Annotated in this window: 23 protein-coding genes and 1 tRNA gene; 16 read left to right on the top strand and 8 right to left on the bottom strand. The window is 39.4% G+C overall.

Features of this window, described 5'->3' with window-relative positions:
- Window positions 1-39: 39 nt before the first annotated feature.
- Window positions 40-759, top strand: a complete 720-nt coding sequence (locus tag RIB15_RS12275; protein ID WP_350202454.1) for an FKBP-type peptidyl-prolyl cis-trans isomerase — start codon at window positions 40-42, stop codon at window positions 757-759.
- Between the two features lie 76 nt (window positions 760-835).
- Here RIB15_RS12275 and RIB15_RS12270 read toward each other — a convergent pair whose 3' ends face one another.
- From RIB15_RS12270 to RIB15_RS12245, 6 genes are all read right to left on the bottom strand, one after another.
- Window positions 836-2,137 carry a hypothetical protein gene (locus RIB15_RS12270; RefSeq protein WP_350202453.1) on the bottom strand — a complete coding sequence of 434 codons (1,302 nt, stop codon included), beginning with the start codon at window positions 2,135-2,137 and terminating at the stop codon, window positions 836-838.
- Between the two features lie 326 nt (window positions 2,138-2,463).
- Window positions 2,464-4,263, bottom strand: coding sequence for an exodeoxyribonuclease V subunit alpha (gene recD / locus RIB15_RS12265; protein ID WP_350202452.1), 1,800 nt, complete (start codon window positions 4,261-4,263; stop codon window positions 2,464-2,466).
- Window positions 4,260-7,772 carry an exodeoxyribonuclease V subunit beta gene (gene recB / locus RIB15_RS12260; protein WP_350202451.1) on the bottom strand — a complete coding sequence of 1,171 codons (3,513 nt, stop codon included), beginning with the start codon at window positions 7,770-7,772 and terminating at the stop codon, window positions 4,260-4,262. Before recB ends, recD begins: the two co-directional genes overlap by 4 nt.
- Window positions 7,745-10,825 carry an exodeoxyribonuclease V subunit gamma gene (locus RIB15_RS12255; protein ID WP_350202450.1) on the bottom strand — a complete coding sequence of 1,027 codons (3,081 nt, stop codon included), beginning with the start codon at window positions 10,823-10,825 and terminating at the stop codon, window positions 7,745-7,747. The genes recB and RIB15_RS12255 overlap by 28 nt, the downstream gene beginning before the upstream one ends.
- A gap of 56 nt (window positions 10,826-10,881) precedes the next feature.
- Window positions 10,882-11,169: a hypothetical protein gene (locus RIB15_RS12250; RefSeq protein ID WP_350202449.1), complete on the bottom strand. Its 288-nt coding sequence runs from the start codon at window positions 11,167-11,169 to the stop codon at window positions 10,882-10,884.
- 3 nt (window positions 11,170-11,172) lie between these two features.
- Window positions 11,173-11,931 carry a ParA family protein gene (locus RIB15_RS12245; protein ID WP_350202448.1) on the bottom strand — a complete coding sequence of 253 codons (759 nt, stop codon included), beginning with the start codon at window positions 11,929-11,931 and terminating at the stop codon, window positions 11,173-11,175.
- A gap of 183 nt (window positions 11,932-12,114) precedes the next feature.
- On the opposite strand from RIB15_RS12245, the gene RIB15_RS12240 reads away from it, so the two are divergent.
- The 14 genes from RIB15_RS12240 to RIB15_RS12175 all read left to right on the top strand — a co-directional run bounded on the left by RIB15_RS12240 (window position 12,115) and on the right by RIB15_RS12175 (window position 21,496).
- Complete coding sequence (locus tag RIB15_RS12240) at window positions 12,115-12,486, top strand: acyl-CoA thioesterase (protein ID WP_350202447.1); 372 nt, start codon at window positions 12,115-12,117, stop codon at window positions 12,484-12,486.
- An 8-nt stretch (window positions 12,487-12,494) separates the two neighbouring features.
- A complete protein-coding gene (locus tag RIB15_RS12235) occupies window positions 12,495-12,842 on the top strand; it encodes a taurine dioxygenase (protein WP_350202446.1) in 348 nt (115 codons plus the stop codon).
- Window positions 12,843-12,852: 10 nt separating this feature from the next.
- Entirely contained in the window at window positions 12,853-13,863 is a 1,011-nt protein-coding gene (gene galE, locus RIB15_RS12230; RefSeq protein ID WP_350202445.1) for a UDP-glucose 4-epimerase GalE, read from the top strand.
- A 60-nt stretch (window positions 13,864-13,923) separates the two neighbouring features.
- Window positions 13,924-14,005, top strand: a tRNA-Leu gene (locus RIB15_RS12225).
- A gap of 287 nt (window positions 14,006-14,292) precedes the next feature.
- The gene (locus tag RIB15_RS12220) at window positions 14,293-14,877 is read left to right on the top strand and encodes a hypothetical protein (protein WP_350202444.1); all 585 of its coding nucleotides are present in this window, start codon (window positions 14,293-14,295) and stop codon (window positions 14,875-14,877) included.
- A gap of 110 nt (window positions 14,878-14,987) precedes the next feature.
- Complete coding sequence (locus RIB15_RS12215) at window positions 14,988-15,221, top strand: cold-shock protein (protein ID WP_350202443.1); 234 nt, start codon at window positions 14,988-14,990, stop codon at window positions 15,219-15,221.
- A gap of 6 nt (window positions 15,222-15,227) precedes the next feature.
- The gene (locus RIB15_RS12210) at window positions 15,228-15,554 is read left to right on the top strand and encodes a hypothetical protein (RefSeq protein WP_350202442.1); all 327 of its coding nucleotides are present in this window, start codon (window positions 15,228-15,230) and stop codon (window positions 15,552-15,554) included.
- A 51-nt stretch (window positions 15,555-15,605) separates the two neighbouring features.
- Complete coding sequence (locus RIB15_RS12205) at window positions 15,606-16,178, top strand: acyloxyacyl hydrolase (RefSeq protein WP_350202441.1); 573 nt, start codon at window positions 15,606-15,608, stop codon at window positions 16,176-16,178.
- Window positions 16,179-16,182: 4 nt separating this feature from the next.
- On the top strand, window positions 16,183-16,713 hold the full coding sequence (locus tag RIB15_RS12200) for a peptidylprolyl isomerase (RefSeq protein ID WP_350202440.1): 531 nt from the start codon (window positions 16,183-16,185) through the stop codon (window positions 16,711-16,713).
- A gap of 73 nt (window positions 16,714-16,786) precedes the next feature.
- Window positions 16,787-18,268, top strand: coding sequence for a hypothetical protein (locus RIB15_RS12195; RefSeq protein ID WP_350202439.1), 1,482 nt, complete (start codon window positions 16,787-16,789; stop codon window positions 18,266-18,268).
- Window positions 18,269-18,395: 127 nt separating this feature from the next.
- A complete protein-coding gene (gene msrB / locus RIB15_RS12190; RefSeq protein ID WP_350202438.1) occupies window positions 18,396-18,962 on the top strand; it encodes a peptide-methionine (R)-S-oxide reductase MsrB in 567 nt (188 codons plus the stop codon).
- 98 nt (window positions 18,963-19,060) lie between these two features.
- On the top strand, window positions 19,061-19,594 hold the full coding sequence (locus RIB15_RS12185; protein WP_350202437.1) for a PH domain-containing protein: 534 nt from the start codon (window positions 19,061-19,063) through the stop codon (window positions 19,592-19,594).
- Window positions 19,595-19,618: 24 nt separating this feature from the next.
- Window positions 19,619-20,008 (top strand): VOC family protein, encoded by a 390-nt coding sequence (locus RIB15_RS12180; protein ID WP_350202436.1) that lies wholly within the window; start codon window positions 19,619-19,621, stop codon window positions 20,006-20,008.
- 15 nt (window positions 20,009-20,023) lie between these two features.
- Window positions 20,024-21,496, top strand: coding sequence for a phytoene desaturase family protein (locus RIB15_RS12175; RefSeq protein ID WP_350202435.1), 1,473 nt, complete (start codon window positions 20,024-20,026; stop codon window positions 21,494-21,496).
- A gap of 15 nt (window positions 21,497-21,511) precedes the next feature.
- Here RIB15_RS12175 and RIB15_RS12170 read toward each other — a convergent pair whose 3' ends face one another.
- On the bottom strand, window positions 21,512-22,024 hold the full coding sequence (locus tag RIB15_RS12170; RefSeq protein WP_350202434.1) for a metallophosphoesterase family protein: 513 nt from the start codon (window positions 22,022-22,024) through the stop codon (window positions 21,512-21,514).
- Window positions 22,025-22,127: 103 nt separating this feature from the next.
- Between RIB15_RS12170 and RIB15_RS12165 the strand changes: the two genes are divergently transcribed.
- The gene (locus RIB15_RS12165) at window positions 22,128-23,144 is read left to right on the top strand and encodes a glycosyltransferase family 2 protein (RefSeq protein WP_350202433.1); all 1,017 of its coding nucleotides are present in this window, start codon (window positions 22,128-22,130) and stop codon (window positions 23,142-23,144) included.
- Between the two features lie 259 nt (window positions 23,145-23,403).
- On the opposite strand, the gene RIB15_RS12160 is transcribed toward RIB15_RS12165, so the two are convergent.
- Window positions 23,404-25,365: an aconitate hydratase gene (locus tag RIB15_RS12160; protein ID WP_350202432.1), complete on the bottom strand. Its 1,962-nt coding sequence runs from the start codon at window positions 25,363-25,365 to the stop codon at window positions 23,404-23,406.
- Window positions 25,366-25,441 lie beyond the last annotated feature (76 nt).

The following is a 25,441-nucleotide window of genomic DNA, read 5'->3' as shown; positions in this document are numbered from 1 at the left end:
GAAATAGAACTTTATAATTCTAATCATCAAAACCTAACTATGAGATTTAATAAACTATTTTTCAGTTCTCTTTTGAGCGCCATGCTGTTCGTTTCAGCTTGTAACCAGTCAAAAATGGGGTCAGGATCTTCCGAAGCTGACCTGAGCACTAAACTTGACAGTGTCAGTTACGCACTCGGTTATCAGAATGGGATGTTTTTAAGCCGCGAAGGTATCGACGAACTGGAAATGAATAATTACAATGCCGGTATCAATGCCGGACTTTCATCAGAAGACGGACTGCTGACTCAGGAACAAATTCGTTCCGTTACGAACAGCTACCTTCAAGAACTTACTGAAATGAGAAGCCAGGAAAACCTGGAAGCTGGAAAAGCATATCTTGAAGAAAACCTTACCAAAGAAGGTGTTCAAGAAACCGAGTCAGGGCTGCAGTATAAAGTACTTGAAGAAGGTGATGGAGACTCTCCTACAGCACAAAGCACCGTTCGGGTTCATTATGAAGGGAAGTTACTGGATGGAGAAGTGTTTGACAGTTCTTATGACAGAGGTCAGCCTGCTGAGTTCCCGCTTAATCGTGTAATCCCTGGCTGGACCGAAGGTGTCCAACTCATGAAAGAAGGTGCTACCTATGAGTTTTGCATCCCTGCAGAACTCGCCTATGGAAACAGGCCACCTCAGGGAAGTCCAATAGGACCAAACGAAACTTTGTTATTCAAGGTAGAACTGCTTGAAGTTAAACAACCGGCCAACTCTAATTAACGCACAACCTTTTTAAAAAAAGAAAAACCCGACACACTTCTGTGCCGGGTTTTTTTATTAAGCGAATTAGTTAAAATTATGAAGCTAGATTAATAAGAATCATAATTCGAGTTACAGCTTCTATTTCGGAATCGCTGCTTCCTTCCAGGTTACTTTCTACGGTTCCCTGAATATTAGTGAAGAATGTTTCATACACATCAAATACTGCACTTGCATTTAGAATACCAGAAATGGAACTGCTAAATGTTGATTTGGCGCCATTGTTAGAATTGATTTCGCCATCAATATCTATTATGACTGTAGCTTCAAATGCTGTATCGCTCTCCATGGTATTTCTCACATCGTCACGATAAGCTTCAAAAGCAGCTTCTATTTCACTTGCTACTCCCGTACTTGCTTCAATGTCAGACCTCAGTTCAACACCGGCATCTATAATTGCCTGCCTGGAATTTTGTGACATTTCAGTTGCTTCAGCTTCTGCCTGAACTGCTAAATCAATAGCTGTTGCAACAAGCAAAGAAGCTTGTGCTCTAACATCATTTTCGATCTCAGAAGAAACCGTAGTCATGCTGTTTACAGTAATACGACCCCACATTTCCAGAGCTTCAGCAGTAGCTGATGCATCTAATCCTGCATCTAAATAGGCATTTATAGATGATTCTATGAATACATCATATGCTTCTGAACGAGCTTCCTCACTTGAAGAAGAAGCTAACTCAGATTCTAACCGGAATTGAGCCTCTGCTAAAAGATTATAAGTCTGTTCGAGTGATTCTTCGGAGCTCTCCTGTAGCATCTCGCTGTAAAATTCTACACGAGCTTTAGCTGAGTTTGAAAGAGCTGCAGCTATTTGTGTTGAAGAAGTAAGTCCGGACTCAATCTCTGAGGCCACATTACTGGTTATAACAGCTTCGATATCTGACTTCTGAACGATTTCAGCATTACCAGATGATACCACTTCAGCAAAAACTGAAGATTCTGCTGTAGATTCCATATTAATAGGTTTCAAAGTAAAGGAACTTCCGTTTTCGACATGACTGGAAAGAAAACCCCTCCATTCATTTCCCTCTTTCTCTGCTACTATTATGATATTTTCAGCAGATTCTACATCTACCTCCAACATAAAATTACCTGAAGCATTAGTCTCAGTTTCGGTACCATCAATAGTTTCTATTGAACCCTCTGATGTTACCCGTGCAGCAGTTACTACTGCGCCTTCTACTAAAGTATTAGATGCTTTCTGTTTTGCAGATTCAGCTTCGACTGAACCTTCGATAGTGGCACTTTGGTTATTTGATGAGTTGGTAGAACAACCCAAAGCCACTAGTGCTGTAGTTAATATTATTAATGATAGTTTTATCGACTTTGTCGTAAACATTTTAAATTCTCTTGATTAACGTTCACAATCTTAAATACATAGCTGAATACATTGTTCCATTAATTAATTCTAAACACCTGAAAGGGTTAATAAATCGTAGGTACGTCAATATTAAGAATTCTTTAATCCCGATTAAGAATCTCTAAGGGTATTTAAACAAATCTATTCAGATATTGAGGAAAGAAATAAGGGGAAACGGCTATCAACCGCTCCCCCCTGATACGTTGGCTTTTTGGGGTACAAAACATTGAAGGCTACTATGCTTAATTGCATTGTAGCTTTTTTACTGTGGATATGTTCCGAGATTTAACGAAGTAAATTTAAGGCTAACCCCAAATTTTTTGTTTTATACCACTTTTTCTTGAAACGGAACGTCCTATTATCTTTCTAAGAATGTTTTCTTTAACAATGATAAGAGTGCTCAGCCTTGCTCTTGTTACAGCTGTATAAAGAATCTCTTTCGAAAGTATTGTATTTATTTGATTTGGAAATATTATTGCCACTTCATTGAACTCAGAACCCTGGCTTTTATGAATAGTTATAGCATAAGCGGGTTCATAATCTTTCAGTCGGGCTTTAGATACTTCAGCCGTTTGCTCCCCTTCAAATTGCACAATCTCTTTTTTATCTTGGTAGATACCAATCTCACCATTCCTGATTTTTAGTATTGAATCGTTTTTTGTAGCCATCACAATTCGCCCTTCATACCATTCCTGAGATCCCAATATACCCTGATCTCTCCGTATTAAAAGCTCAGCTCTCTCATTAACATATTCTACTCCAAAAGGCCCTCTCCTGAGCGCACAGAGGATTTTTTTCTTGTTTGATGCATCTAATCTTTTTTGCTCTGACTGCTTACTATATTCCTGGTAATGCAGCAGAGCGTAATTTTTTAGTACCTCTTCAATTCTTTCACTGTCCGGTTCAACCCAATAAAGTCCTTTTAGCTCCGGATTCTTCAGAACTGATATTGCCTTATCAGCATTTGACTCATTTACAGCTTCAGCGAACTTCTGAATACCACTATTACTCCCGAAACGAAAACTTTTGGTTAAAAATATTATACAGTCGTTAATCAGTGGCAGGGAATCACTAACAGGGATATCTACCCCCTGTATCTTTTGAATGGATTTTGCGACAGAACCAGAAAAGGAATTATCACCACCGCATACATCTCCAAGAATTGACCCCGCTTCAACTGAAGCAAGCTGATCTTTATCTCCGAGAACTATCAATTTTGTTTTTGGCCCTATAGCTCTTGTCAGCCTTACCCACATATTGATATCCAGCATTGAAGCTTCATCTACTACTATCAAGTCATAAGGAAGGTGGTTTTCTTCATTAAATTTAAAAGTACTTCCTCTGAAATCAGAACCGAGTAATTTGTGAACAGTCATAGCTGTATCGGGGATATCGATATCCGAAAGAACCTCTTGACTTAGATTTTTCTTTCCACTTTCTATCGATTCGGCCAACCTGCGAGCAGCCTTCCCAGTCGGGGCTGAAAGTGCTATCCGAAGTTCTTGCTTTGAATGGACCTTTACATGAGCTAAAATAATATTCAAAACAGTGAATGTCTTACCTGTCCCCGGCCCACCGGAAATGACAATCAAATCTTTTAAGAAACTGAGTTGAACCGCAACGTGCTGCCAGTTTATCTCGAAAAGATCTTTAGCGGGTGGTAACACCGATTGAATAGCCTCAACCTGATCTTCTTTAAGTTCGTAACTTGGTGATGACTTCTGCTTAAGCCAGTTGCATAACTCTTCCTCATACTTCCAAAAGCGGTGCAGATATAGCCTATCACCTTCCAATACCAGTGGCTGTAACTCTTCCCCTGGACTTACCAAACTGCTTTTTTCTAACTCTTTTCGCCATGTATCTTTTAAAGAGTCTGTTAATTGAATCTCTGATTTTGAGTCTCCAAACAAATACTCGTCATTCCATTCACTAAAGTCTAAACACACATGCCCGTTTTGCTGAGCAAAAATACAGGCCGCTGCCGCCAGAAGTACCTGATCATTTTCTTCACTGCTTATGTTTTTTAAAAAGCGAACGAATTCTAATTCCAGGATCGATATGATCTCTTCTGATAAAAGCTTTTCTAGGTAATCAAGTACATTCATGGCCGACCACCTCCCTGATTAAAATAGTCATCCAGCTGGTTTATCAACCCAAAGTCTGGTTTATCAAAGAAAACTCCGCTTCCTGGTTTATTCTGTTCAACTCCTCGTAAAAAGAGATATAGAACTCCTCCGAAGTTTTCATTGTACTCGTAACCCTTTATCCTTTTTTGCAGAAACCGGTGAAGAGCCACTGTATAAATATGATACTGGAGATCGTAGCCAGCATCCTTCATAGCCTGATCAAGTTTATCTGGTGAATAATCAGCCTGAGTATCTCCGAGATAGTTTGATTTATAATCCAGAATAAAATATTGATCCCCAACGCGAAAAATCAGATCTATAAATCCCTTCAGAAATCCTGAGGCCTGTTCAATATTAGAAGTTTCTATTCCTTCACCTCTGATTAGCTTCCATAATTCCTCAGGCTTAAGATTATCTACAGGAAAAAAGAATTCCATCTCTTTAAGAACATCAGAATCCTTAATAGATGACAGACTGAGGCGGGGTTTTCCTAAATCCATATTAAGGGTGTCTCTGATCCACTTTTGAACAGGCTTATTCCACAATTCTTCAAATCCATAATAATCCAGATTTTCATCTACTGCCTGCTCCAGGTTTTGAGGAGACTCGAATGAGATATCTTCAAAAATATTATGTAAACAGGTTCCTGCATTTGCTCCCCGTGGAAACCCATACTTATCGATAGTAAGTGGCGCTTTATTCTCAGCATTGTATATCTCGTCATAATCATGGGCTGTACCTGGATGCTTTCCTCCCTCTGCAAGTGATGAGTAACTCAACATTCTTGGGAACTGAAATATGTCTTTTCTTTGAAAATCAGCAGCTTTAAGATTTGACATATTTCCTGATTCAGTATCTCTTTTACTGCTACGAGCTCCAACTGACGGCCTGACTTCTATTTGATTGCACTTTTCCAGAATAGACTTCATAGTGATAAAATCAGCTGAATTACCTCCCAAGCCTTGCAATATGGAAGATAAAGGTGATGTCTCAATCTTATTATAATTGGGCACAAATACGAAGCTGGCTGCTACAGCACGAGTTAAAGCTACATAGGTAAGCCTGACTTCTTCAGCCATTTCTTGTTTTCTGGTCAACTGTTCATAGTCTTCCCGATCAGGGTGAGGAATTGCCTGGCTAATATCTATGTAATTAATCCCGTTCTGATGAAACTTCAGAATGTCACTTTTTTTAATATCAGCTCCGGAATCCCACAAAAAAGGACAGATAACGATTGGATATTGAAGTCCTTTTGAAGCATGTATTGTTGAAATCTGAATTAAATCTTCATCACTCTCCAGCCGTAATTGTTCAGCATCAGAATCGGCGGTGTCATCCTGTTGTTTTTGGTAATACCATTTGAGTAAAGACTTTCCTTGTACGTGTTGATCTCTTTGAGCATTACCCAATAACTCCGACAGGTGAACCAGGTTTGTAATTCTTCTTTCTGCATCGGTATAAGCCGAAAGTCTTTCTTGTATATCAAACATACGGAAAAGCTTTTCAATAGCAGGTTCAATGCCCTGATTTTCCCAAAGTTCTCTCAGGTTTACAAATTTTTGGATAATAACTGACCAGGATTGTTCATCATCCAGCAGTTCTTGAATATCCACTGCTGTAAAGCCTAAGAGTTCTGTTGCTAAAGCAGCCCTGACTCCCGCTTCATTACTTACCTTTTGTATCGATTTGAGTACGAGGAATAGTTCATCCGCTTCACGGGTTGAAAAAACACTGCTACGAGACTTTAACACGCTCTTTAGTCCCTTTTCACGTAATTTTTGCTGTATTTCTTCTCCCTGATATCCCTTCCTGATAAGAATGGCTATATCCCTTTCCTGAACCTTCCCACCATCAATAGTATAGTCGCCCGACAATAATTCGATAACTTCATTACAAACTGAAGCATATATATCGTCACTAAGCTTATTCTTGGAAGTATATTCCTCATTATCTAAAACGATTGCCTGAAGTGGTGTTCTGACTTCACCATTTTTTATCCTCAAATAAGATTTGTCTTCTTTTTCGGAAGGAAACTGAGCTGATTGAAACGAGAGGCCTTCAATTAGAAAAGGAGAAGATGATTGTTCAAATAACTCATTAACACCCTTTATCATCAAGCTGTTAGAACGATAATTTTCGCTTAACGTGTATGATTGTGATTCATCGGAATCATCTTTCGCTGTCAGATAAGTAAATATATCAGCCCCCCGAAAGCCATAGATTGCCTGCTTGGGATCTCCAATCATAAACAGAGCTGTATTTTGTCTCCCATGATAAATCTGACGGAAGATTCCATACTGAGTAGGGTCCGTATCCTGGAACTCATCTACCAAAGCAAGCGGATACTTTTGACTCAGTCGTTCTGCTATTTTACCCGATGCATCATTCCTAAGACCTTCTTCCACTGATTCCAGTAAATCATTGTATGATAGTAGATTATCTTTTTCTTTTTGGAATTTTAACTTTTGTCTTATTTGATCTATTGATTCCTGTACAAATACAATTTTAAGTCTCTTCAGTTCATCGGCAAGAGACATATACTCATCAATAGCCTGTAATATGTTTAATTCCTGGATTTCGGGTGCTGACTTCTTCCCAGATTTACTCAGTTTTGTACCAAACTTTTCAAGACGATCAGAATACCAGATCTTTGCTTTATCATTATTTAGCCAATCCTGAAAAATAGCCCAGTCACTTTCTTCTGAACTCTTCCTATAAACACCCCTGTTTAAGTCATCACCCCTATAAATTGCTTCAAGCTCTTCTCCTTCCTGCTCCCAATATCCAAGCACGTCCTCGAATTTAGATTGAAATTGATCAAGAAGCTTATATAACCTTTTTTGATCATAATTGTCAGGTATAACCTTTGATCCAGGGTGGCTAAGTATTTCATTTACAACAGACTTTAACTCATCCGGACCAAAACCTTCATCTGTAAGATAATCCAGCAAAAGGTGATTGTATTCATCCGAATCTGCAGACCTTATAAAAGAACGCCAGTACTCATCTACACAATCCTGCAGTAATTCTGATTGATCGGTAAGCAGTTCAAAATTGGGAGAAACACCAAACTGAAGGCTGTATTCGGAGAGCATGCGACTACAAAAACCATGAATTGTAAATACCGCTGCTTCATCAAAATGATCTATTGCAGCTTTTAACTTATCCGCTGCATTGTCATAATTCTGATTTATAAGCGTTTGGAGGAAGTTATCATCCGCTTTATCCGTGTTAATTATTGCCTGTAAGGATTCCTTAAGCCTGTTCCGCAACCTAAACTTCAATTCTGCTGTCGCAGCTTCCGTATAAGTCATAACCAAGATCTGAGACGGATCAAGCCCTTTTTCCAAGATGGCCCGCACATATAATGAGGTAATGTTATATGTTTTACCTGTACCGGCACTGGCTTCTACCAGGCTAATACCACTCAAAGGAACTTCAAACACGTTCAAAGGCTGACTCATCCCTGATCCTTTTTTTGCGTCCATAGAAAGGGCTCCCAAAATCTCATGGCATTTTCTTTAAAAGCGGCGCTTTCAATAGGGTTACAGCCTCGCCAAACAAGAGCGTTATTATAGTCAGTTTCTTCAGCGAATGATTTATGTGGGGTTATTTCCCATTTTGAATTTGCTTTCTTTATAGCCTCTTCCACTTCTTTTCCTTCAAAAATAGCCTCTGCATATGCTTTTGAAGATTGAGGAAAGAAGGCCACTTTCTCCATTACTGAATTATCATCCAGGAACCAATTCATATATTTTGTAATAGTATCTTTAGGTATATCTGAAGATGAGATTTCAAATACATCTATTTCTGAACCCTCTTTTGAGAGATAAAGGCTTTTCTGGATATCATATCCGCTTTCTAACAATAAAAGATGCTTAAGCCAATGCCCAACCTCATGGTCAGCCCTTCGTCGCCCTACCCGATAAGTGACAAGCAAGTTATCATATAATCCATGAATAGTACCATATAATTGAATACCAGCTACTTCAATAGAAATCTCTTCACTATGCTCCTCTGCTTTTGTATAGGTTTTCAGTAACTCAACAAAAGCCGAAATACTTTCTTTCTCCTTGACAAAGGCTTTACTTCCTTGCAAGGATTCAGGTATCATTGCAGAAGCAGTCGCATATTTCATGACTTTATCAGCAGATTCTTCTTTTCGCAAGGCCTCAAAAAGCAAGTCGTCTAATTTATACCGATCTAAACTATCAAGCTTGAACGATTCCCGGTCAACAATCTCTTTAAAACTACTATAGTTTGAAATACTAAACCCATTCTGTAATATGTATTTAGATGGATGAGTGAAAAAATATATTAAGTCTGAAATATGTATCTGGTCAAGTTTTTCACTTTTAATGGATGTTAGTTTAGAATCAATAAATCCAGATTGTTTAGTACCTTTGCCACTTAGCATTCTTTCAGAAAGCTGGCTGTTTACACCAGAGTACGACCGAATATCATCATTTTTGAAATATCGCTTATTAAATGGGTGCAAGCTATGTTTAAGTATGCCCTTTTCGGGTGAATCATAAAACGCATCCAAAAGTTGCTGCACAAGAATAGATGGCAGGCGAATGGAATCAGAATGTTGGTCCTGCCCCCTGTAACTGATATGAAGATGATCCTTTGCTGCCTGAATAGTCTCCAGAAACAAGAACGTATCATCTTCTTTCATAATCCGGTCCCCGGGCTTGGGCTCAGCATAAATAAGATCAAATTCGGGTCTTATAGCTTTCCTTGGGAAAACACTCTCATTCATTCCCAACATGGCTATGAAACGGAAAGGAACCGACCGGTAAGGAATGTATGAACTGACGGTAATTCCTTGTCCGAATCGTCCGGATGATGAATCCTGAGCAGACAACTGTCCGATAAGCCACTCCTTTATTAATCCAAAAGAAACCTTTCTATCAGAAACTGTGAATGATATCTGTTCTCTAAGTTTTTTAAATAATATTCGGATTTTTCGAACCTGAGTATCATTGCTGTCTTCATTACCCAGAAAATCACTGATCAGTTGAACGGAAAATTCTATCCACTCTAAAGGTTTCTTTTCTTCTGAAATCTCTTCAGCAGCTGTTTTTAGAGTGTGTATGAAATGTGAAAACCGGGCAGTTAATAAAGCCTCCTCAGAAGATGAAATCCGGCCATAAGGCACTAAATCCTTGTAAAGATCCAGAGATTCTGGATCCAGGCTAAAACCTGACAGAATCTGATTTAAACCTTTCTGCCAACTATATTTTGTATTAAAATCATCCCCAATTCCCCTGTAAATTCGATTTTCGAGCACCCAATCTTCCAATAAGTCCAAATCGGAATCAGAAAAAGAAAACTTTGTCCTTATAGATTCATGATTCAGGAATTGCAGTACCGCACTTGTCTTAAAAGCGGATGACAGCAATTCGAGCAGCTCGGTCAATGTATGCTCAGCAGAGTGATAATTTTGTACTGAGGTCCGTGATACCGGTAATGAAGGCTCACCTTCCTCTTCGCTAAACGTGGTCTCTAAGATACCTGAATAAGCTTCTGCATCCGGAACCATAACCAAAATATCACTGGCCTTGCTTTCCGGGTTATGATCCAGATATCTGAGTATTTCATCCTTAAGCACCTGCACCTCGCGGCGAGGGTTATGGCAAGAGTGAACCTTGAAATCAGGAAATGCCTGTTCAGAATTTGGTTCGAGTTTCTGTAATTCGAAAGGAATTTCCTTTTGTTCTAAAGTTTCTCTCAAGAGCAAATCCTGATCTTTTCTAGGTTTACTCCAGTCCTCAATGAGCTTTGATAATCGTTCATTTACTCCAAAATCAGGCTTTTCAAGCGTGAATAAATGCACATTATTCCTCTCTCCAATAAGGCTTACAAGTTTTAAGAAAGGATCTGAGAGGTGAGATAAACCAAATACATACAGATTCTGAGGTATCTCAGACCAAATGGGGTGACTTGGGTCATTTACCCACCCTATAAGTTCAGAATAAGACTTAGACCGGCTTGGTAATTCTTTAGATATTTTATGTTTTACCCAATATTCATTCAGTTGATTCCAAATTAAAAGCTGCCAGCGTTCATTTGGATCTTTTGTAACAAATTTTCTTTGAAGCCAGCTTTCCATCATTTCTGGCCGGTAAACCTGGTATTGATCGAAGTTATCTGCTAGCTGACCACATAACTGAAATCTCTTTTTTGGATTATCGTTTTCAGGGCTATAGAAAGGGATTTGTTTAAGGAGCTCCGGATTAGATGAAAACACTTCGAAGAGTAACCAGTGCATGGAATTTAGGTCGCTGGGAAGCACCTGCGGTATCTCATCTTTAAACAGCCGATAAAGTGTCCATTGAAACTCAGATGGAAAAATAAACCTAAAGTTACCCGCTATTCCATGTTCTTCTGAAATCCGGAGAGATAACCACTCTTTGATTTCATTGTTCTGAACAATAATCCACGGTTTTACCAGAGGATCATCATTATCCGGTTTTAAAACCCTGGAAAAATGATTTGCCAGTTTTTGTAATGAATTTGACTGATAAGTATTAAACATAGTGCCTTATATCTGGGGCACATAATAAGAAAACCGAAGAGGATTTAAAGCTGAAATTATCTATTGATAAGATCTCTAATTGAACTTTTAAGAATAGCATTTACCACTGCTGAGTAAGAGGTCTCTTTTTCATCTGCTATCATCTTTACACTTTCTACTACAGGCTCTTCCAAGTAATAGCTGGCAGTAATTTTATTCACCCTGGAGGCTGAGGAATCCTCTCTTTGAGAAACTTCTTCCTTATCCTGTTCCTGAGGTTCAGAAGGAGTAATAAAGTCAAAAGAAGCATGCCTCCGCGTGCTGTAAGCAAGCGGATTGTGCCCAAGGCTCTTTTTCTTACTCATTGTTTAGTGGCCGTTTTTTATTTCTTTGGCTAATGCAAAGTAGTCTTGTGCCCCTGCACTATTACCATCGTATTCAAATATCGTTTTATGGTGACTTGGAGCTTCAGCAAGAGCAACATTATCTCTAATAATGGTCTTAAACACCTTCGGACCAAAATAGTCCTTAATATGCCCCACTACTTCTTTATTAAGATTTTTTCGGCTATCGTACAGTGTACAAATAATACCACCAACCTCAAGCTTGTTATTCAATCTTTGCTGTACAACTTTCACTAAGTCAAGCAATTTGGAAAGACCATGCAATGCCAGATATTCTGACTGAAGCACGATGAAAATATCTTTAACTGCCGTAAATGCGTTTAAAGTTAATAACCCGAGATTTGGAGGGCAGTCGATCAACACATAATCGTAGTCATAATCTTCTTCAAGCTGCTTCATAACATCCTTGAGTAAACTCTCCCTGGCTGGCTCACTCGCTAATTCCAGTTCTGCACCAGATAACTCTAATGAAGAGGGAATGAAGTCAAACCCGTTATGTTCAATAATGATATCATCCACATTAACGCCTCCACGCAGAGCGTGATAAATCGTTTTTTCAAGCCGGTGTGAATGTGTTCTTAAGGAATAGGTTAAATTAGCCTGAGGGTCAAGGTCTATGAGGAGTACCTTTTTGCCTAATTTTGCAAGCCCTGCCCCAAGATTAATTGTTGTGGTTGTTTTACCAACTCCGCCCTTCTGATTTGTTAATGCGATTGTTTTCATGGTGTTTCTAAGCCGTAATCAATTCTTTTTACTTAGAGAGTAATCTTGTGCCCTTTTGTTACAATAATATTAGTTCTGCGGATTGTCCAATAGAACTTTTTAATTCTTGAAAGTACAAAAGAGACTATTTCATTTATTCAATATCCTGTATCTTTAAATGTAGTAATAAAGAACGAAGATATAATGAGATTTTTTAGCCGAAAGTTAATTAAGCCCCAAGACCTGAATGCCCATGGTACGCTTTTTGGGGGTTCCGTTTTGAGTTGGGTTGATGAAGAAGCCGCCATTTATGTTCTGTGCCAGCTGGGTAAAAGCAATATTGTTACCAAGTATATGTCTGAAATTAATTTCGTGAATTCAGCCAAACTGGGTGAGGTTATTGAGATTGGCATGGAAACTGTTAAATTCGGACGTACTTCCATTACCGTAAAGTGCGTTGTAAGAAATAAATTTAGTAAAGACACCATCATCAGTATCGATAAAATTGTATTCGTTCACCTGGATGAATTTGGAAAACCTACGCCTCACCATATTAAAGAACCCGTTAACGAATAGTTTATATCTTGAGTAAAAATAATAAATTGGTAGATTTTTCGGGCCTCTCAGAAATGCTCTATGGAGAGGAAAAGTATATAAAAGAGTTCGCGGAAGCAGCTATTTCTTCATTTAGTGAGTTTTCAGATCACTATAAGAAGTTTTTGCTTAATCGTGATGAAACTAATTTCAGGAAAGCAGGGCATAAAATTAAACCTGTAACCCAAATGCTTGGACTGGGGCAAATCCTCGAGGAATACGAGTATGCCAAAACACTTATCTGGGATGAGAAACCGCAAGAAGAATTAGAAGCTTCAGCAAACAAAGTACAGCAAATCTGTTCAGAAGTAATCACAGAATTAGAAGAAAAAATTTAGGCTGTTTCAAATGAATGTATTAGTAACAGGCGGGGCCGGCTACATTGGAAGTCACACGGTCTTGGAATTATTGAATGAAGGCCATCAAGTAATAGTAATCGATAACCTCTCGAATAGCAGTGAGGAATCTCTGAAAAGGGTAAAAAAAATCACTGGTAAAGATCTCACTTTTTATAAAGAGGATCTGTTGAATAAAAATGCTCTGGAGGATATTTTCTCTCAGCATAATATTGATTCAGTGATACATTTTGCTGGCTATAAAGCAGTAGGTGAGTCAGTACAAAAACCCTTGCAGTACTACGATAACAATATCACCAGTACTCTTTATCTGTGCGAGTTAATGAAAAAGTACGAGGTGAGAAATATTGTGTTTTCATCTTCCGCTACCGTATATGGAGATCCCCATAAAGTCCCTATTACAGAGGACTTTCCCCTCTCTGCCACTAACCCTTACGGGCGAACAAAACTATTCATTGAATATATTCTGAAAGATCTATACAAAGCTGACAATTCCTGGAATATTGCTCTTCTCCGTTATTTTAACCCTGTTGGTGCACATAAAAGTGGATTGATTGGAGAAGATCCCAATGACATACCCAATAACTTGATGCCCTTTGTCTCACAGGTTGCGGTGGGTAAATTAAAGGAACTCTCTATTTTCGGAGACGACTACCCTACCTCAGACGGAACCGGAGTCAGGGATTATATTCATGTGGTAGATTTGGCCATTGGTCATTTAAAAGCTCTGGAAAAACTAAACTCAAGTCCCGGACTGGTAATTTATAACCTCGGTACAGGCAAAGGAACCAGTGTTCTAGAAATGGTAAATGCCTTCGAAAAAGCCTCAGGCAAAGAAGTTCCCTATAAAATCACCGCACGCAGGCCAGGAGACATTGCTGCTTGTTATGCCGATCCTTCCAAAGCGGAACAAGAGCTTGGATGGACAGCAAAACGCGGGATTGAAGAAATGTGCAGAGATTCCTGGAAATGGCAATCAGAGAATCCAGATGGCTACAAATAATTATTAAAACTGCTTTGTTATTTAGTCGTTACTACCCTTATCTTGAAAACCTTCGAAATTGCCAAAGTGGCGGAATTGGTAGACGCGCGCGACTCAAAATCGCGTTCCTTCGGGAGTGAGGGTTCGAGTCCCTCCTTTGGTACTTCATAAAGCCTTGCAGAATTCTGTAAGGCTTTTTTATAGCCCCCCTTTTTACATATCCGGCCTCCAGTCAATAAGGCTAGTGCTTTTTAAATTTTGAACTATAATTTAGATATATAAACTAAATAGATCAGGAACTAAGTTTTTAATCGCTGTTACCTTAGGCTTACACCATATTTCTTTATCCCACTCTCCAATCTGTTTAAATATTAATCATTTATAATAAATCTGTAACACAGATGGGTTACGTATACTCTTGTAAACAAAAAGAATTAAGGAAGGAGCAGCATGGTCAAGTATTTAGTTTTCTGTGTTTTTGTAGCAGCAGGCTACATAGTGTATACCAATTTCCCTGTAAATCATGGACCTGGTATTACCGCAAATAATGAGCCTGAAATTAAGCGGCTGACATGGCAGGAACCCTTTTCATTCAAAGGAGCTACCCTGGTACCCAAAAAGGTAATAGAAGCAGAAGTTCGAGTCATAAAAAGAAAGCGATATTTCTTTGACAGTTTTTCTCGCTATTCCCCTGTAGATGCTGTTGTGGGTTGGAATCAGCTTTCTGATGAACGTAATCTCGACTACATATTCTTTACGTTAGATGACCGAAACTATGACGTAGATCTGACACGCCCTCCATTGGAGTTATCTACTATATACAGGGAGAGTGACTTGTGGCATTATATTCCATCTACTGCCTCTATAGAAGAACAATTAAAGCAACTCCGCGATGGACACATTATCAAGCTTAAAGGTCTGTTAGTTGATATTGAACATGACGAAGGTTTTAATTATCAAACTTCAACAGCGACCTCCGAAAGGTATAATGATACTGGTTTTGCAATTTGGGTTGAGGAATTTCACATCCGATAACTTAAATTCAAGTTCCTATTGATTGTATTATCCTCAAAAATTATTTTCAGGTTCGATCATAGGGAGCATAACTCCTTGTGAGTTAAATATTAAAGTTAATCGGGTATTATATGTCTGACAAGCAAAAGGGTACGGTGAAGTGGTTCCACAACACTAAAGGTTATGGGTTTATTAGTACGGAATCCGGAGAAGATGCATTTGTTCACTATTCTGAAATCCAGGCTGATGGCTTCAAGAAGTTACGGCGAGGTGAAGAAGTAGAATTTCTTTTAGATGAAGGCGATAAAGGATTGCACGCCAAAGAAGTAGTATCCCTTAATCCTATTGAAGATCAGGTGGAATAAGTATATATGGCCTGGCTTAAAGATGCCTATTTAGATGTTATTGTTTTATTGCTGATAGCAGTTTTTGCTGTATATACAAATAATATACTGGAAGTAGTTTTATGGGTATACACTGGTCTCTTACTATTGAGCAAAGTGCTGACTTTTTTTATGCCATCTCTTCAGAAGAAAGCAAATCAAACGGATGCACCTCCCCTATTCTATCACGGAATTTACGCGCTCACAATTGGGATATTTCTTTATATTGGTAAATACTACTTAGTTATTGCCTGGCTTATAATTTGGATAGCCTCTTATATTGGTTCAGGAAAGAGTAAGAAAAAGAAATCTTAATTTTACCCACTGCCTTTTTTGAAGTTCCAGGTTCTATCTCTCTTACTTTTTTTGCTTCTATTTTTTTGCGTCCCTACTCATAAAGGTTTTTCTCAGACTCCAAATGTAAGCAACACAAGTCTTTCTTTTTGGGGTGGATACTCTTTTTCATCTGTAAGGTTTCTGGGCAAAACAGAGAATTCGCAAACTCAGATTTTAGGTATTGGTATCCAAAAACCATTAAAAAAATACTATGGTAATAAGCTTCTTTGGTATACAGCAGATCTTATTCCATACATTCATTTCACTTATCCTAAAAGAGATGAGAACAATCGGATCGTTTCAAGAAAAGGATTTGGTTTGTCACCCATAGGATTTACACTTATGAATTCATCCCAAAAACTTTTTACGACATTTGTAAGAACTACAGGTGGAATGATTTTCATGGAAAGTAATTTTCCTACCGATGATGCTAGAAAGTTGAATTTTACTTTCGATATAACCCTGGGTGCGAATTTCAGGTTCAATTCTTTTGGAATGATATCCTTTGGATATAAATTTCATCATATTTCAAATGCAGAAACCGGAACCGAAAACCCCGGACTCGATTCGAACTTTCTTTTTCTAAAACTTTCAATACAATAAATACATGGCACTTAAGGCAACCATCAAAACAAACAAAGGAACCATTAACGTTAACCTTTTCTCAAAAAGAGCTCCAAGAACTGTTGCTAATTTTGTTAATCTGGCTTCCCGGGGTTTTTACGACAATCTAAAGTTTCACCGGGTGATTAATGATTTTATGATACAGGGTGGCTGCCCGAATGGCGACGGGCGCGGAGGCCCCGGTTACCGCTTCGAAGATGAGTTTCATGATGAACTTATTCATGATGAACCGGGCAAGTTATCAATGGCTAATGCCGGACCTGACACAAATGGCAGCCAGTTTTTTATAACACATGTTCCAACTCCATGGCTAGACGGTAAACATGCAGTTTTTGGAGAAGTTGAAACAGATGAAGATCAAAAAATTATTAACGCAATTTCATCAGGAGATGAAATAGAATCCATAAATATTGAAGGCGAATATGAGGAACTACTTCGAAAAATAGATGAGGTACATTACTGGAATGAAACTCTGGATGAACAATTTAAAAATTTAAAACCTGCTGCCGTTTAATTTTAAAAAGCAGTAAACTTTTTAAGTGCTGTTTCGTAGTAGTTCCAAAATTAAATCCTTCTACACGATCATTATGATACAGCGACTTTTATTGTTCTCAATTTTTTGTTTAGGCCTGTTATTTTCCACGAATCAATCTTTTGCTCAGGACAATACTGATTATGATAGGCTAAAGTATCGAAAGTGGAGAGTTACCCTCTTCCCTCCTTTAAGTACAAACTGGACCAATGCTCCGGACTATACAGCCCGTTATTCAATTAAAATCCTTGGTGGGTATCATGGCGGGCTAGACGGCGGTGAAATCGGCGGCCTCATTAACTACAACAAATATTATGCTCATGGTTTTCAGTTAGCTGGTCTGGTTAATGCCACCGGTGGTGACATGGCAGGTATTAATATTGCAGGTGGTATAAACTTATCAAAAGATGAAATGTCCGGCATGCAATTTTCCGGGCTTGCAAATATTTCAGGTAATGATCTTGAAGGAATTCAGGGATCAGGCTTATTCAATATCGCTGGAGACAACTCAAGCGGACTGCAATTTGCCGGAATTGGTAATATCGCCCGGGGAGATATTGAAGGTTTACAAGGTTCTGGGATTATTAATGCAGCATGGGGAGATATTTCAGGACTGCAAGCTGCTGGTGTAGCTAACATTGCCCGCGAAGATGTTGAAGGACTTCAAGCCGCAGGCGTTCTGAACTTTGCAGGATCTGATATTTCAGGTTTGCAGGCTGCTGGTGCTGCCAACATAGCCTTTGGTGATATTGAAGGTTTAATGGCTGCCGGAGGTGTAAACATAGCAAGACAGAATGCTAGCGGCTTATTTGCTGCCGGTCTATTAAACATAGCCAATGATGTTGAAGGATTAGTTTTCTCTGGCGGTGCTAACATCGCCAAAAATTTAGAGGGTGTTCAATTTGCAAGCTTATTAAACTTTTCAGAAAAAGCCACGGGTGTACAGATTGGATTAATTAATATTGCGAAAGAGTTTGAAGGGGTTCCAATCGGTTTTGTAAGCCTTTATGGTAATGGTAGAAAAAATATGGATGTGAGGTTTTCTGATGGCGGGTTTACCGATATTGGCTTAACGCTCGGTACCTATCGTGTTTATAATTCCGCTATTTTTGGGTACAACACCCTTTTAGACCGTGATGTTTATCGAATTGGACTTGCAGTCGGATTAGAGAAAAACATAAATGATTCATTCCAGAACTGGAAAAATGAATCTATGTATGTAAACCAGGAATTTTCTGTTACTCATCAGTTTGAGGAAGAATGGACTCGTAAATTAAATCTGATTTACTCTTATAAATTCCTTCTTGGTAAGCGTTTTGGTAGTGGCTTTTCATTATATGGAGGGCCAACATTTAACGCTCAAATTTCAAGGGTAAGCGGTTCGGAGGATTATGCTTGGTATAGTTTATGGTCGCCCGAATGGAAAGGTCGTGATTATCGATTTTGGGTTGGATTTACAGCTGGAATAAGACTATTCAAACAAAAAGCTATTCCTAAATTTAAAGATGAGTTTGACAACTGGGATATTGATTGGTAAGGCCTAACCTATCCTGTGGTATTTTAAATTATTTAGTAAGATAAATTAGTTTCATCAAATCTAAACTAAAAATAAGTTCGTACTGTTTTAAAGCTTAACACAGACAAACCAATTAATGTTAGATTTTATGAAATACGCAGTTTATGTAGCAGCTTTGGCAGCTATCTTCGTTGTTACTCTTTTTATAGTAAATACTGAAAACCCCAAAGCCAGCCATGCTCACGTGGATATTGGAAAAGTGGAAATGATAGCTGTTTCTCAGGATACCATGCCTGAAGATGATTACCCCTACAAGAAAACAGAGGCTGAATGGAAAGAAATTTTGACCTCCAAAGAATATCGAATCCTCCGTGATCGCGGTACAGAGCTTCCATACGTAAATGAATATGACGATAATAAGCAGGAAGGCGTATATGTTTGTGCAGGATGCGGTCAAAAACTGTATAGTTCTGAACATAAGTATGATAGCGGAACGGGGTGGCCGAGTTTCTGGAAGCCCCTGGCAGATTCTCTTGTAGGTGAACGTGAGGATAATAGCCTCTTCATGACACGCACTGAAATTGTATGTTCAAATTGTGGCGGCCATCTTGGGCATGTTTTTGATGATGGCCCCCAACCTACCGGTTTAAGGTATTGCATGAATTCTGCTGCCATGGATTTCATCCCAAAAGATGAAATAACAGCGAATGAATAAAAAGTTCATGCTTTAGGTTGGAAATCATATCTACAATTTAGATTATAGGGTGCCTTAGGGCACCTTTTTTTGTTGAAACTTAAACCAAGATCCTTAGCATGAGTGCAAAAGCTACCATACTTCATGAAGCAACTTTCAATCCAAAAATAAAGAACTATATACTTTGGTATGGGGTCCTTATTTGTCTCATAAGTATCTTCATGATTCCACTGATCCCTATTTGGCTGCTTATCGCTTCAATTTATTTAAAAAGATATTTTGAGCGTCTCGAGTGTGAGCTCACTACCCGTTCACTTCGATTTAAGAAAGGGTATATTTTTCACACCGAACGAACCATCCCGTTAGATAAAATACAGGATCTCACCTTTAAAGAAGGACCGCTTTTAAAGTATTTCGGGTTGAGCATATTGAGAATTGAAACAGCCGGAAGTTCAGCTCAGGGCGGGCCCGACTTATCCCTGATTGGCGTTGTAGATGCCTTTGACTTCCGAAGCCTTGTATTAGATCAACGAGATAAAGTAACCGACAACCAGAGTTCCGTATCTTCAACCCATGAAAATGAATCAACCACTGAAATTCTTAAAGAAATCAGAGATTCCCTGAAGCGTATTGAAGATAAAATCCTGAAATAGAATCTTTTAAAATTCATCAAAGTGATGAAACCGATGCAGAATCTGCAATTTGACCATTACACCATTAAAGTAACTGATCTTGAAGTAAGTGCGGAGTTTTATACATCCGTATTGGGTTTGCAGGAAATAACAAATCGAACCAAAAAAACCCATATTCGCTGGTTTTCTTTAGGACAAGGAGAACTTCATATCGTTGAAGGAAAAGTGCCTGAAATCCAGACAAATATTGGAGTTCATCTTGCTTTAAAATTAAAAGATTTTGATCAGTTCCTCTCCCATCTCGACGAAAACTCAGTGATTGCACATGATTCAAAAGCAAATCCACAAAAAATCACTACCCGGGCTGATGGAGTCCGGCAGGTTTACTTCAAAGATCCTGATGATTATTGGATAGAGGTAAATGATGCTTCATAAAATGCCTTATACGTTATGAAAGTATCAGTTATAGGTGCCGGCTTAGGAGGACTATCTGCAGCTTGTCTGCTAGCCGCACAAGGACATCAGGTATCTGTATTCGAAAAGAATAGAAATACAGGTGGTAAGATGAATGTTTTCGAATCGGAAGGTTTTCGGTTTGATACAGGGCCCAGCCTTTTGACCATGCCATTCATCATCGAGAAGTTGTTTAAAGAGTGCGGAGCAGATATGGATGAGTATCTCTCGCTTACCCCCCTGGATCCTATCTGTAAGTATTTTTACCCTGATGGAACCATTTTTAACAATTACGAGGACAAACAAGCTACTAAAGCTGAAATTGAATCCATTGCACCGGAAGACGCGGATTCCTATTCCTCCTTTTTAAATTATGCAGAGTCACTTTATCAAAAAACAGCCGATGCATTTATATTTAACCCATTATTTGGCTTCAAAGATCTGAAAGAACTTGACCTGCTTAGTTTTTTCGGGATAGATGCTTTCACGACCGTAAGTAAACGGGTCGATTCTACCTTTAAGTCATCGTACCTGAAAAAATTTTTTAAACGATTTACCACCTATAATGGCTCTTCTCCCTATCTGGCTCCTGCAACATTAAACGTAATCCCTCATGTAGAAATAAATCAGGGTGGGTTTTATGTACAAGGTGGTTTGTATAAAGTTGCAGAGGCTTTTACTTCGCTAGCTGAGACTTTAGGAGTTGAATTTCATTTTAATGCAGAAATCAAACAAATAGTAGTAGAAAATGCGAAGGCTGTCGGGATAGAACTTAAGTCAGGTAAAAGAATAAAATCTGAGATAGTGATTTCAAATAGTGATGCAACAGAGACAATTGCTAATCTATTGCCCAACTTCTCTATATCATCACGGAGAAAAGAAAAAGCAAAATCTATCGAACCGTCTTGCTCTGGTTTTGTTTTAATGCTTGGAGTAGATAAAAAATACGAACAATTGGTTCATCACAATATTTTCTTTTCAGAAAACTATGAAAGAGAATTTCATCAGATTTTTAATAAAAAAGTGATGCCTGACGAGCCTACAATTTATATTGCAAATACATCCTATTCAGATCCGCATCATGCTCCTGAGAATAGTTCCAACCTCTTTATTTTGGTGAACGCACCTTATCTCTCTGAACAGTATAACTGGGATGAGCAAGAAACCGCATATGGTAACAAGATTATAAAAAAGCTGGAGCACCATGGTTTAGGAAACCTTTCCGAACACATTCGGGTGCGGAAATCTATCACTCCAAAGGATTTCTACACAAAATACCTTTCTAACAAAGGCAGTATCTACGGGACTTCATCAAATAGTAAGTTCTCTGCTTTTCTTCGCCCAAGAAATAAATCCCGGGAAATTGATAAGTTGTATTTTGTAGGTGGCTCAACACACCCCGGTGGCGGTATTCCTTTGGTTGTGCAGTCTGCCTTTAATGCCCTTGAGCTAATTGCCCGGTATAAATAAAGAAAAAATGCTTAATTACTCTGCCGCTTCCTTGTCAACATCTAGGTTGATTACTTCTACGTTATGGAGCTTTCCTTCTATAATTTGAAACCGGACAACCGTCCGCTGTGATTGAAATCCTTGTTTACCCGCAGCCCCCGGATTCATGTAGAGCATTTTATTCAAATCCTGGTCACGGGAAATGCGAAGAATGTGAGAGTGGCCGCACACAAAAAGTTCAGGGGGATTTGTTTCCATTTCTTGACGTATAGGCAAACAATAACGCCCCGGAATACCTCCAATATGCGTCATCCATATTTTGAGGCCTTCCCTTTCAAAACGCTGATGAAGCGGATACTCTTGCCGAATGTCGTCACCATCAATATTACCATAAACTCCAATTACCGGAGCAACTTTCTTAAGTTCTTCAGCAATAGATATACTGCCAAAATCACCTGCATGCCAGATTTCGTCGCAGCCTTCAAAGTATTCGAATACCTGAGGATCGAGGTAATTATGTGTATCTGAAATTAGCCCTATTTTGATCATACTTTTTGTATCATCTTAGTACTCCAACAAAGCGGAACAAGAAACTACATTTTTTATTCTTGTTCCACCAATTTCGAAACAATAGCAAAATTTTATTCATTCATTGAAGAGTTTCAGCATTATTATCGTTACCTGGAATGCCCTTGAGCATCTCAAGAATTATCTGCCATCGGTAACTGAAACAGACTATCCTGATTTTGAAATCATCATTGCCGACAACGCCTCAACCGACGGTTCCAAAGATTGGGTTAAGTCAACGTATCCTGAAATTAAAATTGCCAGCTTTGACCAAAACTACGGCTATTGCGGAGGAAATAACAGAGCCGTTCCCTTTGCTGAAAAAGATATTTTACTATTCCTGAATAACGACGTTAAAGTAGAGAAAAATTGGCTCAAGGGAATCAATGATATATTTGAGAAAGACGAGAAAATGGCGGCCGTACAACCCAAGATGAGAGCAGTCGAACAACCGGAATATTTTGAGTACGCCGGGGCTGCCGGGGGATTCATGGATAAATACGGATACACCTTTTGCCGGGGACGTATTTTTGATGAAGTAGAACGGGATGAAGGACAGTACGATGATTCGCCTAACCTCTTCTGGGCATCGGGAGCGGCACTCGCCATCCGAAAGGATCTATTTATAGAATCCGGTGGATTTGACGAGGATTTCGAGTTCCACATGGAAGAGATTGATCTATGCTGGCGACTTCAGAACCAGGGATACAAAATCGGTTATGCTCCGGAGAGTTTGGTCTATCATCTTGGTGGTGGTTCATTACCGATGGGCTCACCCCGAAAAGTCTATTATAACTTCCGCAACAGCCTCTTCATGCTTTGGAAGAATTACAGTTCGGCCAGCTTGCGAAAGAGGTTTCTGCTTCGGTTGATATTGGATGTAATAGCTGCTTACAAAGCGCTCCTGTCCGGAAAATCAAAAGAATGGTGGGCGGTAACAAGAGCTCATATTCACTTTGCAAAAGGATTTTTAAGTGTGAACCACAAGCGAAAAGAGCTTCAAGCCAAGCGAACTATCTCGCATGATCCGAATACCATGATGAATATAAGTCTTATTTGGCAACATTTTGCCAAGGGTGTTAAACGCTTTCGTGAATTGTAATTTTAAGGGAGGTTTTCGCTAAAGTTATTCCATTGCTACCAATAAAAGTGATACTTAGCTCACCACTTCCGACCTCTTCTGTCTTCTCCTTCAACAAGGAGAAGGACGCTTTCACAAAATCATAAATTAATTTCTACACACTATTTAAAATGGGCATGACTAAGTCCTAAGGAGAGGATTTAGGTGAGGTCGGATTACAAGCTTGGACGTTTGAACAAAACACCAGCATACTATCAAATAAATCACCTTTATTTTACCATTAAGAAGCTTTTCTCTTCTTGAATGAATTGATCACTCCTCCATCCAGTACCGCTTGTCGCTGTCGGTCACTTAGCGTATGTTTCACTTTGTATTCATTACCTTTGGTCACATTGATCACTTTAGCAAAATTTCCGCTTTCAATACTGGCACGAATATTTTCCACCTTAAGGGTATCTCCCTGATCGATGTCATTATAATCTTCGTCATTGGTAAATTCAAAAGGTGGAATTCCAAAGTTGACCAGATTCTGCCAGCCAATACGTGCATAACTCTTGGCAATAACTGCTCTTTGGCCAAGATACCGCGGAGCAATTGCCGCATGCTCCCTACTGGAGCCCTGTGCGTAATTCTCTCCGGCGATAACTACATGACCGCCATGTTCTTCTTTGGCTTTCATTGCCCGGTCGTGGAAATTTTTATCTACCACATCCAGCGTAAATTTACTGATCTCAGGGATATTACTTCGATAAGGCAGCACTTCTGTACCTGCACGCAGTATTTCATCAGTCGAAATATCATCACCCATTTTCAGCAGTACCGGTACTTCAAAGTCTTCCAGTTCACCAAAATTTGGCATGCTTGAGATATTTGGCCCTTTCTTAATTTCGCCCCGCTCCTCTTTAGGCTTGGGCGGAGTCAGCATATCAGTATTTACAATCACTTTTTTGAGCGGAGTGTATTTCGGATACTCCATATTAAACAGCTTCTCAAGATCTCTCGGATCGGTTATTTTACCCGTCAAAGCGGAAGCTGCGGCCGTTTCCGGGCTCACAAGAAAAACAGAATCTTCAGGAGTACCTGAGCGGTCCGGGAAGTTGCGAGGCACGGTTCTCAGGCTATTTTGACCGGTTGCAGGGGCCTGTCCCATTCCAATACATCCGTTACAACCCGCCTGATGAATTCGTGCACCGGATTGCACCAAGTTAAACATTACATCATTCTTAACCATATTTTCAATAATCTGGCGTGAAGTCGGGTTGATATCAAATGAGACGTTATCATTCACCGTTTTTCCTTTAACGATTTCAGAGGAAATCCAAAAGTCGCGATAACCCGGGTTTGCCGAAGAGCCAATGTAGGATTGATAGATATCTTTACCCTCTACTTCTCGCACGGGCACAACATTACCCGGTGAACTAGGCAGGGCAATCAGCGGCTCCACATCATCAAGAATGAGTTCTTCATATTTATCGTATTCTGCTCCTTCATCGGCGAGGAGTTCAACGTATTCATCACCCCGTTTCTGGGTCTCCATAAATCGACGGATTTCCCCGTCGGCCGGAAAAACCGTTGTTGTAGCCCCCATTTCGGTACCCATATTGGCAATCACATGACGGTCCATGGTATCCAGATTCTTCAATCCTTCCCCGAAGTATTCAATCACGTAGCCTGAAGCCCCATCCACATCATAACGCCGAAGCATTTCAAGCACCACATCTTTGGCACTGACCCAATCTTTTAATTCACCTTTCAACTCAACACCCAGCACTTTGGGCATTTTTATAAAAAGTGGTTCGCCTGCAATCGCAAAGGCCACATCCAACCCTCCAGAACCGATGGCCAACATTCCCATACATCCTGATGCCGGTGTATGGCTATCAGAACCTGCCAATGTCTTACCGGGGATTGCAAAACGTTCGGTCTCTATAGGATGACTCACTCCATTTCCCGGACGGCTGAACCACATTCCAAATCGTTCAGCTGCTGATTTCAGAAATACATGATCATCAGGATTCTTAAAATCAGACTGTATCAAATTGTGATCTACATATTGACAGGAGAGCTCAGTCTTGGCTTCATCCAGTTCCATGGCTTCCAATTCCAACATTACCATGGTGCCGGTTGCATCCTGCGTCAGGGTTTGATCGATCTTAAGCCCGATTTCTTGTCCGGGCACCATCTCCCCTTCCACCAAATGACTTTGGATTAATTTCTGCGTTACGTTAAGTGGCTTGCTCATATCTATTTACCGATTGTTGAAATTGTGAATTATCGCTACTATCACAACTTCATGAGACGCAAAAAGATTCAGATTC

The sequence above is a fragment of the Gracilimonas sp. genome (assembly GCF_040218225.1).
Lineage (GTDB): Bacteria > Bacteroidota > Rhodothermia > Balneolales > Balneolaceae > Gracilimonas.
The sequence above is the reverse complement of the archived record's forward strand: the minus strand, read 5'-3'. Positions and strand labels throughout refer to the sequence as shown.